Source organism: Paenibacillus glycanilyticus (assembly GCF_030161375.1).
Classification (GTDB): Bacteria; Bacillota; Bacilli; order Paenibacillales; family Paenibacillaceae; genus Pristimantibacillus; species Pristimantibacillus glycanilyticus_B.
Window position 1 is genome coordinate 256,968 of the sequence record NZ_BSSQ01000010.1, and the last position, 18,865, is coordinate 275,832.

Sequence of the window (18,865 nt, forward strand, 5' to 3'; positions counted from 1 at the left end):
CGTGGATGCAGGGCACTACGAGAAAGCTTGGGCTTGAGGCCGACGCTCCCGCTCCGAAAGCTCCAAGCTTTCTCTCCGTGCCCAGCACGGACAATTAAATTCGAAGTCAAAAAGAATGAATAACATCGATTTAAAGAAGGACTAAAGGAACGGGTTACGCCATTCCATTAGAGCGGCGTAATTGCAAGATTCTTCGTCGTCCAGATAGTCGGATGCGATACCAACCGGAGTTCTGCCGCAGCGCAGCAGGAAAGTGATAACCGGATCCTGATAGATCCCATTCATGACTTTCTCCAAATATTGCTCCGGCGACTCCTCCGCCGCGTATTTATGGTAGTACGGCATTCTGCCGGCTCCAAGCAAGCGCTTGAGCTGGAGGTGAACGACCGTCTCATACATAGATTGCAGCAGCCATTTGCCGATGCCGGCTTTTCGGTATGCCGGAATGACGGCTATGTCCGCAACGTATAACGTATCCCCATTCGGATTATGATTGCGGATATAACCGCTGTCGGTAATCTGTTCCCAGCTATGCGATCCATGATACTGGTTCATATCCACGATAAGTCCGGTCATTGAGCCAATGACTCTGCCGCCAAGTTCACAGCACAACGCTCCCTCCGGGAAGCGTGTAATATGTTCCGTCAATTGCTCCTTGCTCCACCATAGTTCCTCTGGATACGGCGGAGGAAAACATTCGCTTTGTACGGCTATTAATCCCGTGAAGTCTTCCGAAGTATAGGAACGAATAGTAACTTCCGTCGGTTTCCCGTCATGAATAATATATAATTGCTTGCGCATCTAGCAACGCCTCCCCGCTCCTATGGGACTCAAGCCCAATCGGTATACAGATCCGTACGGCGGTCTCTCCATGTCGTTACCGAACCAGCGGCGCGGACATCCTCCAAGAGCTTAAGGTCAAGATCCGCTACGATCAGCATGTCATCATTAATAACGCCTTCGCTCATGATTCCCGCAGGCGGGAACGGAATATCGTTAGGCGTGATAACAGCTGCCTGGCCGTAGTTTGCGCGCATGAAATCAACCTTGCGCAATGACCCTACCGTTCCCGTCGTAACGATATAGACTTGATTCTCGACGGCTCTGGCATGGCAGCAGTAGCGTACGCGGTAGAAGCCGTGACGATCGTCGGTACAGGATGGGCAGAAAATAACGTCCGCGCCTTTGGCGCGCGCCATCCGGACGATCTCCGGGAACTCGATATCATAGCAGGTCAGCATGGCAATGGTGCCAAACTTGGTTTCGAATACCTGCAAGCCATCTCCCGGCGACATGTTCCACTCGCTGACTTCCGTCGGCGTCAAGTGGATTTTGGCTTGGCGGTCGATCTTGCCGTCCGGATGGAATAAATGCGCCGTATTTTGGCGTTTTCCATTTCCCGCATCCACGACATGCGTACCGCCTACAATGTACATGTCGTATTCCGACGCCAGGGAGCTGAACAATCCTTCATATTGCTCCGTGAAATCAGGCAGACGTTCAATCGGCAATGCCTCTCCGGAACCGTCGCCTATCGAGAGCAGCTGCGTCGTTAGAAACTCCGGGAACAATAGAAACTGCGTCCCGTATTCGGACGCATTACGAACGTAATGCGTCACTTGAGCGGCAAAATCTTCAAACCATTCGATATCTTCCAGCTTATACTGCACGGAAGCAACCCGGTATTTCAACAGACCTCTCCCCTTTACTCTCCGTTACTTTCTTTGTTTGAACTGAATTGTAATGGTCGTCCCCAAATCTGGCAAACTGAATACGTCGATTTTGCCCTCGTGCAGATCAACAATACGTTTGGCGATCGACAATCCGAGTCCAGCTCCGCCGGTCGCCCGGCTTCTTGCTCCGTCCACGCGGTAGAACCGCTCGAACATATGCGGAATCTCGTTCTCCGGAATGCCAATGCCCTTATCTTTCACTTCGATCTTAACGATGTTTCTGGATAAGCTGACCGAGACATCAATCGGTTCTTTGCTGTATTTAATTGCATTATCCAGCAAAATCACGAGAAGCTGCTGAATTTTATCCTTATCCCCGTACATGCGCACGGAACGGGTTAAAGCCTTCACCCGGATCGGACGCTGGAAGGTCGTCTGGAGCATAACCGCCAGCTCCTCCACAACCAACACGACGTCAAACATCCCCTGATTCAGCCAATCTTCCTGCTCGGCTTCCGCCAGCATCAGCATGGATTTCGTCAGATTCTGCAGACGGCTTGCTTCCTTGTCAATCGCTTCGATCGCTTCATCCCGGATACTCGCATCGTCGCGTCCCCATCGCTTCAGCATGCCGGCATAACTGCTTATGACGGTTAGAGGCGTCTTAAGCTCATGCGAGGCATCGGCAACAAACTGCTTCTGCCTTGCAAACGTCCGGTCAAGCCGGTCAATCATCTGATTGAACGCCCGTACCAGCTGTTGCAACTCGGCAGATTCCTCGTGGCTGGAAGTTTCAATCTTGCGCAACTTCCCGCTTCGGTCGATCTCGCGCATCGTATTAATCATCTGCTGCATCGGTGAAGTCAGACGCGAAGTGAACCAATACGTCCCGAAGATGGCAAATAGAATCGCACCTGCGCTCGTTACGGATAAAGCTGCGACGAGAATTTGCAAATAATCGTCAAGTTCATTTAGTACGCGGTTAATTTCCAGCATTGCAACCACAGTAGCACCGTTATAAATCGGCACGCGCATATACATGATACGCTCGTTGCCTTTTTTGATCATGCCCGTATCGTGATGGGTCTGAAAAGTTGCCGGCAGATTCAATAGAATAGGATCCGAACCGGTAATATTGACGATTTTGTTATCCGGTCTAATAATTCGTATCATTTCATTCACATTGTAATATTCACTCAGCAGATCGGGATCATAGATCCCCTTACCGTCCTGAATCAACGGATTCTCCAGCATGAGATTCACTTTATTGCCGATAACCCGCTCTTCGCTTTCTGTCGTAATCTTTATGACGTAGAAATAAACAAAGATATTAAACAGGATAAGAATAAAGATCAGCCAGAAAATCGTAAAAAGCGTGAAGCGTTTGCGAAGCGTCATGCGTCCGGCTCCTTAATCATATAGCCGACTCCCCTTACGGTATGAATCAGCTTATGACGGTAACCTTTGTCCAGCTTTTGACGCAAATAACGGATGTAGACGTCTACCAGGTTGGTTTCCCCGATAAAGTCATAACCCCATACCTCGGATAAAATATCTTCTCTCGACTTCTCTTCGTTCTTGTTCTCCACCAGATAGACCAGAAGCTCGAACTCGCGCGGCGTCAGCTCGATCACGATATCCTTGCGGTAAACTTTGCGAGTGCGAAGCTCAATCGTCAAATCTCCAACCTTGATCAGGTCGGAGCCTTCGGATTCCTTCGGATATTGCTGGAATATGCGCAAAATGTTGCGAACGCGGGCCAAAAGCTCCTCCATCGCAAACGGTTTAGTAATATAGTCATTGGCTCCATGCTCAAATCCGCTCACCTTGTCGGGAACGGTGTCCCGTGCCGTAAGCAATATAACGGGAACCGGATTGCCGGCCTGCCTCAAACGTCGCAGTACTTCTATCCCGTTTAGTTCAGGGAGCATCACATCAAGCAGAATAAGCTCCCATTCGCCTGTTGAAGCCATCTCGTATCCCGTGCGTCCGTCGGCTGCTGTACCGACCGTATAACCTTCGTGTTCTAATTCAAGCTGTAATACGCGGGAAATACCCGCCTCGTCTTCTACTACCAGAACTCTCTCGTTCATATAGGGATATTCACCTGCTTCCAAATATGCTTATAGACTCGTATTCATCATAAAGAAGGTTTATTTCAATTGCAAGCAAGGCGGGCGTCCAAAGCTGACATGAACCGCATTTATCGTGCTGCCTTCAGGATATATTCGATCAAAGGCCTAAAAGCCTTCTCAAGCGTTGTACCCATGCCGTTTACTTCCGTTACCCATTTGCCTCTCCACAAAATATCCAGCCATTCCGCTGCCGGAAGCATTGGGATCGCGGCAATTGGAGGGGCTGGCAGCAAACTGAGCCATTCGTTCCTGCCTTGGAACTTGGCATCCTTATTGGTTACCCATACCATGGCACTTCCGTTGGCAGAAAGTTCCTTGCTGAGCTGCGCTAATTCCATTAGCTCGTCCGTCCTCCATCTCGACGGATAAGGATCCGCAACCGCAATCACGATATCCGACTCAAGAATCCATTCCTTGCGGTGTTGCGCCATCCCGGCGGGCAAATCCGTAATCGCGACTACTGGCCCTTTACGTCCTAAGCGCAACTCCAGCTTATCCATCTCCGTCCTCTGGTCCTGCATGATCGGATGCTGCTGGGCATGCCACCATACCCCATGCTCGTTCCAACTATGATACCTGTCTTCCAGCTGATCTCGTCCTCTCATATCTCTTCGCAACAATACGGCCCATTCAGGCCGTTCACGCGGAAATTCAGCTGCCGAACATGGCAATCCACGTGCCGCAAGCAGTCTCGCAAGCGTAATGGCAACAAAAGTTGCCCCTGCGCCTGGCGATGCGGATAATATGGCTACTCTTAACCCGCCCCTCTCCAAGGAAACCGTGCGATTCGTACCGGAAGTCCCGTTAGCTACCGGGTATTTGTCAGACCAAGAGCCGGCAAAGGTTCTCAATTCTTTTTCGACATCAGCCATCGAAGGATAGCGGTTCTCCACTCTCGGCTGCACCATTCTAAGCAACATATCCGCAAACCGACTTGGTACATCGGCCTGGAGTTGTCTAGAGAAATGGCTGATCTGACCTGTCATATCCGCGTTGTTCAGATAGCGGCCTTCACTAAGCAAATAATAGAGCAAAGCCCCAAATCCATATATATCCGACCTCGCTTCGCTTCGCCCCATATGCTGTTCCGGAGCGGCAAAACCCGGCGTCCCTAGCTTCATCGTGGTTTGCGTCTGCATTGCAATTCTTGATTTGGCTATGCCAAAATCGATTAGCCGGACATGCCCGTTATGTTCTACCATGATATTGGACGGCTTAAGGTCCCGGTGGATAATTGGCGGGGACTGACTATGCAAATAGACAAGCGCCGAGCAGACCGGAACGGCAATTCTGAGCACATCTTTGAATGTGAACATTTGGCGTTTAAACAACTCTCCTACGGTCAATCCGTGAATATAGTCCATTACAATCGCTTCCGTTCCATAACCCGTGAGCGGGAAGCTGTCTATAATATGAGGCAGATTGGGATGGCTAAGCCGCATCAACATGCGAGATTCTTCAGTTGCAATTTCCGAATCCGTCACTTTGACGGCACGAAGTTTTCCCTGAAGCTTAAGATCCTCTGCCGCGTAAACGTCTCCCATCCCACCGCTACCAAGCTTCCCAACTATGCTGTATCTCTCTCCAATAATCATTCCGGATTCCAGTCCTGCCGAGTTGCCATCTTGTCTCATGTCAATAACTCCTTATAAGAATATTGGGCATAAAAAAATCCCGGCTTGAAACAGGAATCCATAAGGACTCCTGATCAAGCCGGGATGCTTTCCCGTTCCGATCTCGCATATGCAACTATGCTAAGTTTAGCATACATGCCAATATTGCGACTATTGTTTCTTCTCTAAACAAAGCGTAATTTCCTCACGATTGTGGAAAAGCTGCTTCGCCCGTTTAATTCGGAATGCCGTAGAGAAACGTTCCTTGACTTCACGGATGGTCTGAAGCGGTTTTTTGTGCATCAGTTTGATCGTAATGATCGCTGTGGCATGAGGGGCAAGCGCTTCTTCCAGATCAAGCACCAAACGGCACATTTGCATCGGGCTCCAGCTCATATCGCATACGAGCAGATCAAATGAACCCGGTTTGAACTTCACTTCCGAAGCGTTGCGTTTCAAGTATGTCAGTGCCGGATGCCCGGATAACGTAGGATGCAGATCTCCCGGATCAATAGCGGTAACACGGAGTCCCCGCTCGAGGAGCAAGGATGTCCATCCGCCTGGCGCCGCTCCTATGTCCATCGCATTCTTGAAAGTGGAATAGTCAAGTCCAAACTCCCGTTCCGCTTCAAGCAGCTTGAATTTGGCACGGGAAATTTGACCCTCCTCGCGCTGGAATCGGACCGCTCCGCCAGGCCAGTCGGACAACATATCCTCCGGTCTGCCAAAACCGACATACAATTCGTCTGCCGCCGCGTATATCGCAATAATAATATCAGGTTGTTGTACGACCGGTGTAGCATCGAGTTCTTCCAACACTGCATCCAAGACGGCCTTCGTATCCGAAGCCGAATAAGGGAAGGTCGTTTTGTTCATTCGGCGCACATGGATCGCCACCTGCTTGTCCTCAAACAATAGACGGGCTCGTCTAATCGTCTCCGATAGCTCCTGCAAATCATCCGCGTTGCCTTGAATCTGGGCGATCCGGTCGACAGGCTGCAAATGCCGCAGAAAAATCGGCTTGTCCTCCACAACCGTAGCTATGACTTCTTCTGCCGATAGCTCACTGTCAAATAAGAAAGTTTCTCCGGCGGCTAACTGCGTTACTTTCACGCCGTTTAACAGCCGCCGAAGTTCTTCAATTGCATAAGGGGAATACCCCTGATTAGCCGTACCAATCCATCGGCTCACTTCAACACCTCCGTAACTTGCAACAAAACCAAAACTTTATATTAGCCATTCTCCGCAATTTCATCCAGCAGCGAATCGGGCATTGGTCCGTTCATAATCTTCATATCCAGCGGAGCATGGGAGGATAACATATGGTACATATGCATGCGTCCCGACGTGCTCGAGGTATGCAGGTAGACCTTTTTCGGATAACGGGCTGACTCCACCAGATGGCGGACAACCTCATATCCGGTAGGCTCATTCCAGCCCAGGTCATAATCCAGCGATAATATATCAATCGATTCGGAATCGATTAGCAGCTTGCATTCCTCTGCATTCCGAGCGAGCACGAAGCCTTTTGGACAAGGACGGTAATCATCCAAATACACATGAATCATCATAATGTCCCCCATTCGCGCATCAGATTTAATTGCCGATCGTAGGTACCGTCTTCATCTGAAGGCGTTTCCAGTATAAAAGGAACCTTGCGCAGCTCAGGCACTGACATCAGCCACTTAAGCCCAGCCTCTCCGATATGACCGCTGCCAAGTGCCGCATGCCGGTCCCGGCGAGCGCCTGCCGCAAACATCGAATCATTGAAATGTACGGCCGCCACCTGTTCCAGTACGCCTAGATCTGCCGCTTTATTCAACCATTCGGCATCGGCTTCGCCATGCCATAATCCGCTTGCGAACATATGGCAGGTATCCAAACAAAACGCCAACTTGGATGGCTCCGCGCATAACCCCCGAATCTGGGCCAGCTCCTCAATCGTTGTTCCCATAAACGTGTGCTCGCCCGATTGAATCTCAATGAGCAGCTTCGCTTTTCCGTTCCACCGTCCCGTCACTTCGTTCAAGGACTGGATGATCGATTGGTATCCGGTAAGAGGTTCTTTCCCCTTGTACACGCCAAAATGAACGACAACGCCAAGGGAACCGCAGCTGTTTGCAATATCCAGATCATTCAGCAGCGATTCGATTGTACGCTCCCTAACTTCTTCGCGTTCCGATGCTAGATTCGTTGGATAAGGGGTATGCGCAATGCTCACAATGCCATATTCTTCACACAGCTGTGCACAACGCTCGGCATCGCGCCGGTCAAAGTCTTTAATGCCAAGGCTGCGGGGATTTTTCGGGAAATACTGAAACGCATGAATGCCGCCTGCGCAGGCGGCTTTGGCTACGGCGGCGTAACCTTGTTTGATGCTGAGATGACGGCCGATGTACATGTTTTATTGTTCCTTCTGACAGACCGGACAAGCAAATGCTTTACGCGACGAAACCTCAAATTGTTCGATTGCGGTTCCGCAAGCAAGACATGGTTCTCCACCGCGATCATACACCTTGCAATGCTCGTTGTAACCGCCGGTCAATGTATCTCCCGCTGTTAAAGGCTGCTCCATGTAGCCGCCTTTTGCAAACGCTTCCCTTAACACACTATGCATCGAGCCATAGAGTCGTGCCCATGTTTCGTCTGTCAAGGAAGGAATTTTTGCATCGGGCCGAACTTTTGCATCGAAGGCAATCTCATCCGCGTAACAATTGCCGATTCCGGACAACACATGCTGATCCACAAGCGCGGTCTTAAGAGCTCCCCGCTTCTTCTTGAACAGCTCTTTGAAACGCTCCTGCGTCAGCCGTTTATCGAACGGATCAGGTCCAAGCTCCGACAGCTTCGCATCCGCTTCCTTCACGGACATTAGATGAAGATAACCAAGCCGCAGCCCGATGAAATATAAATTCCCGGCCCCAAACCGGATGGTTACTTGAACCGTACGGTCAGGCCGTTCTTCTTCGCTGCCGTAAAATAACGTGCCGCCAAGCATAAGATGAAGAACCAGGCGTTTGCCGTTATCCAAATGGAATAACAGATGTTTGCCTCTGCGTTCTACGAACCAGATTGTCCGGCCCACAAGCTCGGCTTCAAATTGCTCGGGAGCAATATTAATTGATTTGTCCCGCGTTACTTCCGTTGCCGTAATCGGCGAGCCGATTATCAGCTCCGATAATCGTAATCGGTAATGTTCCATTTCCGGCAGTTCCGGCATACAAGCTCGCTTCCTTCCTCTGCATCAATCTCTTATATCACACTCTATATCCCGATTGCGTCCGAAATATACGAGATCAGCTTATGTAAATCATCACAAACGACATGAGGCCGGCAGCCGGCGCGTTCCGCATAATACTCGAGGTTCTCTTTTGTCGTTAGACCGGTTAAGACTAGTATAGTTCCACAACCCGACGCATGTCCGGCCGCGATATCGGTTGCCAGATTATCGCCGATCACCCAGGTCGCTTCAGCAGGCAGACCGATCTGACGAAGCGAGTAATCCATTAATATTTGGGACGGTTTGCCGATTAGCGTAGGTTCCTTGCCTCCAGCTGCCGTCAGCATCGCTCCAATGGAGCCGGCGCCCGGGAATAAACCGCCCTCGCCGGGCAACAACAGATCCGGATTCGTAAGGACGAACTCGGCGCCCGCATGAATGGCACGAGCCGCTCTAGTAATCTGGTCATAAGATAATCGCCGGTCCAAGCCTTGCAGGACAAACTCAGGCTGATCCTCCGTCAGCTGCAGACCTGCGCCTTCAACTGCTTCTATCAATCCGCTTTCGCCAATGACAAGCACGGATGCTCCGGGTTTCATTCTTGCTATGTATTCCGCCGAAGCCTGGGCCGAGGTACATACCTCGCCGGGCTCAGCGTCTATCCCCATCCCTTGCAGACGGGACGCAACCGTTTCAGGTGATACCGTTGAATTATTGGTGACAAACCGGTAAGGCAGCTTCCACTCCCGGAGCTGCCTTATCAGCCGATCCGCGCCTTCAATTCGCTGGGATCCATGATATAAAGTACCGTCCAAATCAAGGAGTAAGCCTTTCATCTTTGCATTTGGTTCATTCATATTTCCGCAAGATTCCTTCCTGTTTTGCGCAGAAGCCGCTCCTTCCGCTTACGAAGGGCTTCGATTTCGGCGCGGCGCTTTGCGTCCTTTCTCCCGAGAGGATGGCCAAGCGACAGTTCCAATGCTTCCGACACGTATGATAGAGCTGAATCGTAATCTTTCAGCTTATGTTCATAATACATCGCCAGTTCAACGCTGGCATTCATTCCGGCCGATCCGTGGTGGACCGACTGCGCTAGAGCCTTCTGCCACAATAACACAGCTCGCTGCCAATTGCCAGCCTTCTTGTCTCTGGCAGCAAGCATATTAAGCGTAGCGGCAGCCCCTTGTTCCAATCTGATCGCCGCCTCGAACATCTGCTCCGCACGGTCCCCATGTCCCATTTTCTCCAGCCATAAACCTGTCCGGATGAGCTCCTCCGGTTCCTCGGGCATCGGAAGCTCAAACTCCCCTGTCCCGATGCCGTTCAGCAAATGGCCGAATCGAATGGACAGGCAGACAAGCGACAACATATCGATCTCGTTATGCTGGTAGACGCCTCTAAGAGGTTCGGGATTGCCGTCTGCAAGAAACTGAAAATACAACTGAGGAGCAAGCGATCCCGGTACATCGTCGATCCGTTCGATGCCCAGCCTCTCCTCTTCGACATGGCTTAAACGCAGCGATACCAGCGTGTTTTTCCATATGCTGCGGGAAGGATGTAGAAAGTCCAGATGGAGTGGCTCCCACAATTTACGGTTATACCCGTTCATGATGAACCGGGTCTGCATAACCGGCCAGTCAAAGGATTTACCATTATAGCTGACCAGATAGCGGTAGTTCGCCAGCTTCTTGTGCAAATAATACAACATGGCCCGTTCCTCTGCCGGATGCCGGATGACCGCTTGTTCCACAATCAACTCCGATCCGGCCCAATAGGCCAGACCAACCATAAACGGCACGTTGCCCGTTCCGGCGCCAAGTCCCGTCGTCTCAAGATCGAGAAAGAGCAGTTCTTCGGCTGCTACGGCGCTCTCATGGAAAGCCGATAAGCCCGACACGGCTGCGGACAACTCCCCAATGCAATGCGTACCATGTCTGTGATTGGCAGGGTAAACAAGTCTTCGAATGAGAAAACTTCCGCCTTCATTATGAAGCAGCTTGACGCCCATGGACGACCATTCCTCAGACAAGGTCTCCAGATCATCCGCTTGAGCGGTAGCCTGCTGCGATTCTATAGTAAGTTCCGGCTCTGCCACGGCCGCTGCAGCAACCGGCTCTTCGGACGAGGGCACCGTGCTGGCGGCCCCGCGCAGGCGGTTCATTTTGTCACGCAGACTGCTCATTGTTCTCCCTCCTTTCCTTTAGATCAGTACCATTAGAAGCCAATACTATAAACTCAATAAGAGTTGCACGCTTTTTTGCTTTGCATGGATTCCTTCTATCTCGTTGCCGATACATGATGGACACCCATCCTTACAAGAGCATTTTCTAATGAGATTGGCAGCGGCTTCCTTGACTTCGTCAAATCGTTTGTATACGTCATCCGCAAGTCCGATCCCGCCTGGGTAATGATCATAAATAAATATCGTTGGCAGCCCTGTATGGGCGGCTTTAATCTGTGAAGTGACATGAACGTCGCTCCGGTCGCACATGACCATAACCGGCACGATATGCTGAATCACGTTCGCAATGCCGAGCAGCAGCTGTTCGAGTATCTTTGCGCCAAGCTCAGGATCCGTATCTTTCAGCTCCAGCCATGTCGCGCGCGTATGAAGCTCCTGCTCCGGCAAATGTATGGGACCTGATCCAATGTTCTCGAACGTAGTGAGCTTGATTTTCTTGAAAATAGTCGGGATCATCGTTACCGCCACATCCCCTTGATGAACGGCTCCATGACCCGAATTTCGGGATTTGTCAATCTCCAGAACCTTCAGATTAACCGCGAGGTTGGCATCCGTGTAATACTCGACATCCACTTCCCGCACGTAAGCTTTCTTGTGATCCCAGTCGAGCTTCTCGACTTGGAACTGTACCCCTTCATGCAAATAAATCGCTTCATCATGCAGCAAGGTCATTGCGCTGAAGCGGTCCATCTCGCCAATGATCCTTACATCCGCAACATTCGACTGGTCAACGATCACAACATTTTCCTGAGAGGCGGAACGCAAGCTGATCTCGCTGGCCGGAAACGCCTGGTTCGCCCAATAAAAGGTATCTCCGCTCTTGTGCAGAACGCGTTCCTCCTGCAGATATTCAAGGATTTCAGTAATTTCGAGCGGACCAAACTCTTCCGTATTCTTAAATGGAAGTTCATAAGCAGCGCAGCGGATATGATCCACGAGAATAATCAGATTCTCCGGGTTGATCCGCGCGAATTCCGGATTGCGGTCGAAGAAATATTCCGGGTTCGACACGATGTACTGGTCGATAGGCGTCGAGCTCGCGACCATCAGGATAAGGGCTTCGCCATGCCTTCTCCCGGCCCGGCCTGCTTGCTGCCAGGTGCTTGCAATGCTGCCGGGGTATCCGGTCATGACGCAAACCTGCAGCTGTCCGATATCCACGCCAAGCTCGAGGGCATTGGTGCTCACAACGCCGAGAATCTCGCCATCGCGCAGCCCTCTCTCAATCTCCCTGCGCTGCTTCGGCAAATAACCGCCCCGGTAACCGCGAATCGACTTTGTTCCGATCTCGTTTTTGACAAGCTCCTGAATGTGGCTGAGAATAATCTCTACCCTCACGCGGCTGCGAGCAAATACAATCGTCTGGATCTTGTTCCTCAGAAATTCCTTGGCCAAATGATTGACTTCTACCGTGGCGCTCTTCCGGATGTTAAGCGGCACGTTCACGATCGGAGGGTTATAAAACACAAAATGCTTCCGACCCCGTGGCGCACCGTTATCGTCAATTAACCGCATTGGACTGCCGGTCAGTTGCTCCGCCAATTCTTTCGGGTTCGCAATAGTAGCCGAGGTACAGATGAAGGTCGGATTGCTGCCGTAAAACTTGCAGATCCGCTTCAGCCTGCGAATGACGTTCGCAACATGGCTGCCAAACACGCCGCGGTACGTATGCAGCTCGTCAACGACGATAAATTTCAAATTCTCGAACAGACTTACCCATTTCGTATGATGAGGCAGAATCGCGGAATGAAGCATATCGGGGTTTGTAATAACGATATGGCCGGCTTTGCGCACAATCTGGCGTATGGCAGGCGAAGTATCGCCATCGTAGGTATAACTCTTGATATCGATTCCCATCTCGCTAATAATCTCGTTCAGTTCGCTTTTCTGATCCTGAGCGAGCGCCTTGGTCGGGAACAAATATAACGCGCGGCTTGTCTCGTCAGCCGCAATCGCCTGAAGGACGGGCAAGTTATAACATAACGTTTTGCCGGATGCCGTTGGCGTAACCGCCACAATGTTTTCTCCTCTGGAAGCAAGCCTATAGGCCGATCCCTGGTGGGTGTACAGCTCGGAGATGCCGCGTTTCTGCAGCGCCGCGCGGATTCGCGGATCTACGCTGTCTTCGAAAGGCGTTGTTTTTGCTTCTATCGGCTGCATTTCATGCCAATTCACTATATTTTCATTTGAGCGTAATTCCTCAATTAAATCGGGCAAAGTTTTCTTCTTGAACATATACGGTCGTCACCCCTTGATACCAACAGTTTAGCGAATATTTGTTCGCTTGACTAGAGGTGCCGCCAAACACATATTTTCCAGGGCAAAAAAATAATCCCGCCCTCTGACGGGGCGGGATCTGCTTATACGTGAGGCGATTCCCAGGATCTTTTATTCCAGCCGATATGCTGCCCCAGTACATTCATATTCCGGTCAAGCGTAACCAGAGCGCCAAATGCCATTTGGTTATCTCGCCAGAACCGCACATCCTTCCAGGAGACTTCATAGCCGTCGTGCTTCTGCTCAACCTGCAGATGCACCTGCTCCGCAAATCCAAGAAAAGCTCTCACCCCGTCGGCTTCCATCGCTGCTTTTACAACAGGCACATGTTGATTTGCGCGCAACTTCTTAACCGTTGAATCGACGGTGATCAAACCTCGTTTGACCGTACCCGCGCGGTAGCAATCACCGCAATCGGCGGTAAACTGCCAGCTGTTTCCCAATAAACTAGGAACAAGCGTAATGCCAACCGCACCGCCTAGGAAACGGTTGAGTCTTCTTCTTACCCGCCATCTCAGTCTCAGGCGCAATGCTATATACACAACAGTGCCTCCGTACAGCGCCGCAAACATCGGGCCTGCCGGCAGAATATGAAACATCCACATTGATAAACACGCGGCATGGGCAGCGAACAGATAAGGATCAAATAAACAAAGCGCGTCCAAATGCCACCATCTGCTGGAGACGGGGCGGAAACATTGTACCCCGTAAGCATTAAAGAGATCGAGAATCACATGGAAAAGGGCTGCAGCCAGCGTCCACAACATAACAAGCAGCACATGCTCCATCACGCCGAATATCATAGCGCTTGGTATGCCGATTACAGCAGCCCAAACAAGCGGAGCCGGCAAGGAATGCGTTATTCCCCGGTGATGCCGGATATAAGCCGCTCTCCCTTTCAATCTGGCGAACACGTCAAAATCCGGGGCATGACTGCCAATGACCGTTCCCGCTAGAACCGCATACATGAGCTCCGGTTGAATCGATACGGCCGGACTGAGCATAGCCAGACCGCCAAGCGTTGCGCCAAACAGCAAATGACTTCCCGTATCCACCTGTCCCCATCCCTTCACTTGCAGAATTAAGGTCAGCATAATACGGCTATATTAACGGATTATTTGCGAGGCATGATGATTTTGTAAGGAACAGCATGGACTATTCTCTGACCCGCGGAATTTCCGTGTGATATAGGTCATGGGCAGCGACAGCATTGGGAAAAATCGCCTTAGCTTCCGCTTCCAAAGCGGACAACTCTTCATCGCCAAAGCGAGTGCTGAAATGCGTCATAATCAGCCGTTTGGCATTGGCATCCCGCGCGATTGCCGCCGCTTCAACGGTAGTGGAATGGCCATACAGATGGGCCTTCTCTTCTTGTCCGGCCGCGAAGGTAGCTTCATGCACGAGCAGGTCCGCATTCTGAGCCAGCCGATAGGCATTGTCGCATGGCTTGGTATCGCCTGCAATTGCGATGATCCTTCCGCAAAGCGGCGTACCCGCTACATCCGCAGCGCGAATGGTCGTCCCGTCCGGAAGGGAAACGTCTTCGCCTTTTTTGATTCTCCCAAACAGCGGTCCCGCAGGAACGCCTAATTGCCGTAACAGCTCCACATTAAGTTTACCCGGACTTTCACACTCCGTTATCCGGTAGCCAAAGCAAGGGACGCGGTGCTCCAGCGGCAATGCTTCTACCGTGTAACGTTCCGTCTTATAGATTACCCCTTCAGACACTTCGTGATAGGTAATTTCATAATCAAGGCGCGTGCTGCTTAAGGTTAAGGCGGTCTCAATCATCTCGCGGATTCCCGGAGGACCAAACAATTGGAGCGGACTGTTGCCACCGACATAAGAACGGGTACTTAACAAACCGGGAATACCGTAGGTATGGTCGCCATGCAGGTGTGTAACAAACAAAGCTTCCAGCTTATTCAGCTTCAGCGGCGTGTGCATGAGCTGATGTTGGGTACCTTCTCCCGCGTCAAACATCCAAAGCGCGCAGTCCGGATCCGGCAGCCTAAGCGCGATGGACGTGACATTGCGATGCTTCATCGGGCGGCCAGCGCCCGTTCCGAGAAACCAAAGTTCCATTGTGCAGTCACCTCGTATGGATAGCGGCTGTATCTCCGCTTGATAGGATGAAAGCCCCCGAGAGCGGAAGCTGGCGGACCAGCTGGCGCTTACGGAGGCTTAACTTGCATCTATCGTTCTACTTTTTCAACATTGAAGTATTGTGCTTCCGGATGGGCGAATACCATCGCAGACACGGACGCTTCCGGCTCCATCATGAAGCCTTCCGTCAATTCTACGCCGATATCTTCCGGCTTCATCAATTCGAACAGCGGCCCCTGATCTTCCAGATTCGGACACGCCGGATATCCAAAGGATACGCGAATACCTTGATAACGAGCGCCAAAACGCTGCTTCATCGTCATCGATGCCGGATCCGGATAACCCCAAACGTCGCGCATCATATGATGGACTCGTTCCGCCATCGCCTCGGCGACTTCAAGCGCTACCGATTGCAGAGCATGCGAGCGGAGGTAATCTCCTTTATCCTTCCACTCCGTTGCAAGCTCCCGAATGCCTTGACCAGCCGTTACGACTAAGAAGCCGACATAATCCATCACTCCGCTCTCTACGGGCTTCAGATAGTCCGCGAGACAGAGGAACGGCTCAACTTGCTGGCGAGGGAACGTGAAGCGTTTGATCTCTTTCGAGTGATCCTGCGGATCATAGATGATGATATCATTGCCTGACGACTGTGCCGGGAAGAACCGATACATACCGTGAGCTTTTAGAATTCCGTTTGTTGTGCCTTCCTGCAAGATAGCGTCAACCGTTTCTTTTAAGTGTACGGCCTTATCGTTGCCTTCCTGCAGAAGGTTGTCAACGTTGCCTTTCAAGCCAAGATGATGACCGAGCAACATCTGCATGTTCACATATGGAATGATATGCGGAATCGGAACGTCGCGCAAAATATGTCTGTCCGTGTCCGGCGGAATATAGACAGGCGCATCCACCGAAATTTTCGAACGTTCTACGCGGGTAAGCTGCGGTTGCGCTTTTTTCTCTTCCGTCTCGCCGCCGGACTCCTTGTAAAGACGCATTTCTTCTTCCAATTTGCCCCGATGCTCGCTGTTCATCAGTTTATTGGCAAGATCCAGCCCGTCCATTGCGTCTTTCGCATACAAGGCAAGACCATCGTATTCAGGGCCGATTCTGGTCTTCGTGAATTTACGCGTTAATGCTGCACCTCCGACCATAATCGGAGCGGAAATGCCTGCGTTGCGCAAATCCTGGGCGGTAACGACCATTTGCTGAGCGGACTTAACAAGCAAGCCGGACAACCCGATAATATCGGCGTTTTCCTTCCGTTGCGCTTCAATCAACTGCTCAGGCGGCACTTTGATGCCAAGGTTTATGATTTGATAACCGTTGTTCGATAAAATAATTTCAACCAGGTTTTTACCGATATCATGCACATCGCCTTTAACCGTTGCGAGAATGATTTTACCTTTAACGGACGTTTCGTCTTTCTCCATGAACTGTTCGAGATGGGCAACCGATGCTTTCATTACCTCGGCGCTCTGCAGCACCTCTGCCACGATCAGCTCGTTATTGTTGAACAGCCGTCCAACCTCTTCCATCCCGCGCATGAGAGGACCGTTAATGACTTCCAGCGCCGTATATTTCTTCAGCGCCAGGTCGAGATCGGGAATAAGGCCTTCCTTCGTCCCTTCCACAATGTAGGACGCAAGGCGTTCTTCCAAAGAAAGATTCGACACCTTCTCCTTCTTCACGACTTTCTTCTCACGGAAAGCCGCCACAAACGCAGCTAAAGTATCATCGTTCGTGTTATAGATGAGATCTTCCGCCAGCTTGCGCTCTTCCTCCGGAATAGAGGCATACCGTTCCAGTTTTTCCGTATTTACGATTGCGTAGTCAAGCCCCGCCTTCGTGCAATGGTACAGATATACCGAGTTCAGCACTTCGCGGCCGGCATCCGGCAGGCCAAACGAAATATTGCTAAGGCCAAGGATCGTCTTCGCTTTCGGGAATTTCTCCTTGATCATCCGGATTCCTTCAATGGTCTCCACGGCCGAACCGATGTATTGCGGATCGCCGGAGCCAACCGGGAACATATTCGGGTCAAAAATGATATCTTCCGGATTCATGCCGTATTTATTAACAAGCAAGTTATAAGAACGCTCCGCCACTTCCATCTTCGCTTCACGGGATACCGCTTGTCCCCGCTCATCGATCAGGATCATAACGACAGCCGCGCCGTATTGATGAATCAGCGGCAGAATTTTCTCGAATTTGGATTCGCCGTCTTCCAGGTTGATGGAGTTGATTATTGCTTTACCTTGAGAATAACGAAGACCCAGCTCGATAATATGGTCATAAGTCGAGTCAAGCATAAGAGGCACTTTAATCTTCTTCACAACCTGCGGCAGAAATTCATGAACCGCATATGCCTCGTCAATATCGGTGTCCTGCAGGTTGATATCGATAATATGCGCTCCGCCTTTAACTTGGGCGCGGGCAATTTCCGACGCTTCGTCGAACTTGCCTTCCTTAATCAGACGTTTGAATTTACGCGAACCGGAAATATTGGTCCGTTCACCAATCATAATCGGACGGTTCTCGTCTTCGATATACACCGTCTCGATGCCGGATACGGCAGCAGGATGCGTCCCGAACTGCGTACGCGGTGCATAATTAGCCATCGTCTCAGCCAAGGCCTTAATATGCGCGGGAGTTGTTCCGCAGCAGCCGCCGGCAATGTTCAGCCAACCCTGCTCGGCAAACGCCGACATTTTTCGCGCTAACGACTCGGGAGATTCATGATAATGGCCGTTCTCGTCCGGCAGACCGGCGTTTGGATAACAGCTTACTGCCGAATCGGCAATTTCGCTCAACGAACGGATATGATCCCGCATGAACTCGGGACCCGTGGCGCAGTTAAGACCGATTGAGATCGGTTTCAAATGCTCCAGAGAAATGTAGAAGGAATCAATCGATTGGCCGGCGAGGGTTGTACCCATCGGTTCAATCGTTCCCGAAATCATGATCGGCAGTTCGCGGTTCATCGTTTCAAACGCTTTGCGGATCCCGATACTGCCTGCTTTTACGTTCAGCGTATCTTGGGATGTCTCGAGCAGAATCGCATCCACGTTGCCTTCAATCAAGGCAAGAGTCTGCTCATAATAGCTGTCTACCAGCTCTTCGAATGTAACGCCGCCCGTAACCGACAATGTTTTGGTTGTTGGTCCTAAAGCACCCGCTACATAACGAGGGCGGTCAGGTGTCGAATATTTATCAGCCGCATCTCTCGCCAGCTTAGCGGCAGCGAGGTTAATCTCGCGGGCTTTCTCCGGGATGTCGTATTCGGCCAATACGACGCTTGTCGCGCCAAATGTATTGGTCTCCAGGATATCGGCGCCGGCTTCCAGGTACTTCTCATGGATAGTCGCAATAACATCCGGTCGCGTTAATACTAGCATTTCATTACAGCCGTCAAGCTCTTCTCCGCCGAAGTCGTCAGCCGTGAGATCAGCTTGCTGAATCATCGTGCCCATCGCTCCGTCCAGGATGAGTATCCGTTGCTGCATCAATTCTTGTATGGTCGGTTTCAACAAAATTCGTACACCCTTCCTCCGAAAATCATTAACAAATAGTGTAACAGAATAGCCGCTTTGTGAAAA

Annotated in this window: 15 protein-coding genes; all 15 read right to left on the reverse strand. The window is 51.0% G+C overall.

What is annotated here, in order from left to right; genetic code table 11:
• Positions 1-141 precede the first annotated feature (141 nt).
• The 15 genes from QQK89_RS12265 to metH all read right to left on the reverse strand — a co-directional run bounded on the left by QQK89_RS12265 (position 142) and on the right by metH (position 18,799).
• Positions 142-801 (reverse strand): GNAT family N-acetyltransferase, encoded by a 660-nt coding sequence (locus QQK89_RS12265; protein WP_284238855.1) that lies wholly within the window; start codon positions 799-801, stop codon positions 142-144.
• Positions 802-830: 29 nt separating this feature from the next.
• Positions 831-1,691 carry a carbon-nitrogen hydrolase family protein gene (locus tag QQK89_RS12270; RefSeq protein ID WP_284238856.1) on the reverse strand — a complete coding sequence of 287 codons (861 nt, stop codon included), beginning with the start codon at positions 1,689-1,691 and terminating at the stop codon, positions 831-833.
• A 24-nt stretch (positions 1,692-1,715) separates the two neighbouring features.
• Positions 1,716-3,071, reverse strand: a complete 1,356-nt coding sequence (locus QQK89_RS12275; protein WP_284238857.1) for a HAMP domain-containing sensor histidine kinase — start codon at positions 3,069-3,071, stop codon at positions 1,716-1,718.
• A complete protein-coding gene (locus QQK89_RS12280; RefSeq protein ID WP_284238858.1) occupies positions 3,068-3,766 on the reverse strand; it encodes a response regulator transcription factor in 699 nt (232 codons plus the stop codon). The genes QQK89_RS12275 and QQK89_RS12280 overlap by 4 nt, the downstream gene beginning before the upstream one ends.
• 110 nt (positions 3,767-3,876) lie before the next feature.
• On the reverse strand, positions 3,877-5,442 hold the full coding sequence (locus tag QQK89_RS12285) for a serine/threonine-protein kinase (protein ID WP_284238859.1): 1,566 nt from the start codon (positions 5,440-5,442) through the stop codon (positions 3,877-3,879).
• Positions 5,443-5,592: 150 nt separating this feature from the next.
• Complete coding sequence (locus tag QQK89_RS12290) at positions 5,593-6,612, reverse strand: SAM-dependent methyltransferase (RefSeq protein WP_284238860.1); 1,020 nt, start codon at positions 6,610-6,612, stop codon at positions 5,593-5,595.
• A gap of 41 nt (positions 6,613-6,653) precedes the next feature.
• Positions 6,654-6,992, reverse strand: coding sequence for a cyclic-phosphate processing receiver domain-containing protein (locus tag QQK89_RS12295; protein WP_434481667.1), 339 nt, complete (start codon positions 6,990-6,992; stop codon positions 6,654-6,656).
• The gene (locus QQK89_RS12300; protein WP_284238861.1) at positions 6,989-7,822 is read right to left on the reverse strand and encodes a deoxyribonuclease IV; all 834 of its coding nucleotides are present in this window, start codon (positions 7,820-7,822) and stop codon (positions 6,989-6,991) included. Before QQK89_RS12300 ends, QQK89_RS12295 begins: the two co-directional genes overlap by 4 nt.
• A gap of 3 nt (positions 7,823-7,825) precedes the next feature.
• Entirely contained in the window at positions 7,826-8,641 is an 816-nt protein-coding gene (gene mutM / locus QQK89_RS12305) for a DNA-formamidopyrimidine glycosylase (RefSeq protein ID WP_284238862.1), read from the reverse strand.
• 44 nt (positions 8,642-8,685) lie between these two features.
• Positions 8,686-9,498, reverse strand: coding sequence for a TIGR01457 family HAD-type hydrolase (locus tag QQK89_RS12310; RefSeq protein ID WP_284238863.1), 813 nt, complete (start codon positions 9,496-9,498; stop codon positions 8,686-8,688).
• Complete coding sequence (locus QQK89_RS12315) at positions 9,495-10,823, reverse strand: ribonuclease H-like domain-containing protein (RefSeq protein WP_284238864.1); 1,329 nt, start codon at positions 10,821-10,823, stop codon at positions 9,495-9,497. The genes QQK89_RS12310 and QQK89_RS12315 overlap by 4 nt, the downstream gene beginning before the upstream one ends.
• 45 nt (positions 10,824-10,868) lie before the next feature.
• Complete coding sequence (locus QQK89_RS12320; RefSeq protein ID WP_284238865.1) at positions 10,869-13,118, reverse strand: DEAD/DEAH box helicase; 2,250 nt, start codon at positions 13,116-13,118, stop codon at positions 10,869-10,871.
• 125 nt (positions 13,119-13,243) lie between these two features.
• Positions 13,244-14,215 (reverse strand): metal-dependent hydrolase, encoded by a 972-nt coding sequence (locus QQK89_RS12325; protein WP_284238866.1) that lies wholly within the window; start codon positions 14,213-14,215, stop codon positions 13,244-13,246.
• Positions 14,216-14,315: 100 nt separating this feature from the next.
• Positions 14,316-15,245, reverse strand: coding sequence for a ribonuclease Z (gene rnz / locus QQK89_RS12330; protein ID WP_284238867.1), 930 nt, complete (start codon positions 15,243-15,245; stop codon positions 14,316-14,318).
• Positions 15,246-15,355: 110 nt separating this feature from the next.
• On the reverse strand, positions 15,356-18,799 hold the full coding sequence (gene metH / locus QQK89_RS12335) for a methionine synthase (protein WP_284238868.1): 3,444 nt from the start codon (positions 18,797-18,799) through the stop codon (positions 15,356-15,358).
• Between the last annotated feature and the right edge of the window lie 66 nt (positions 18,800-18,865).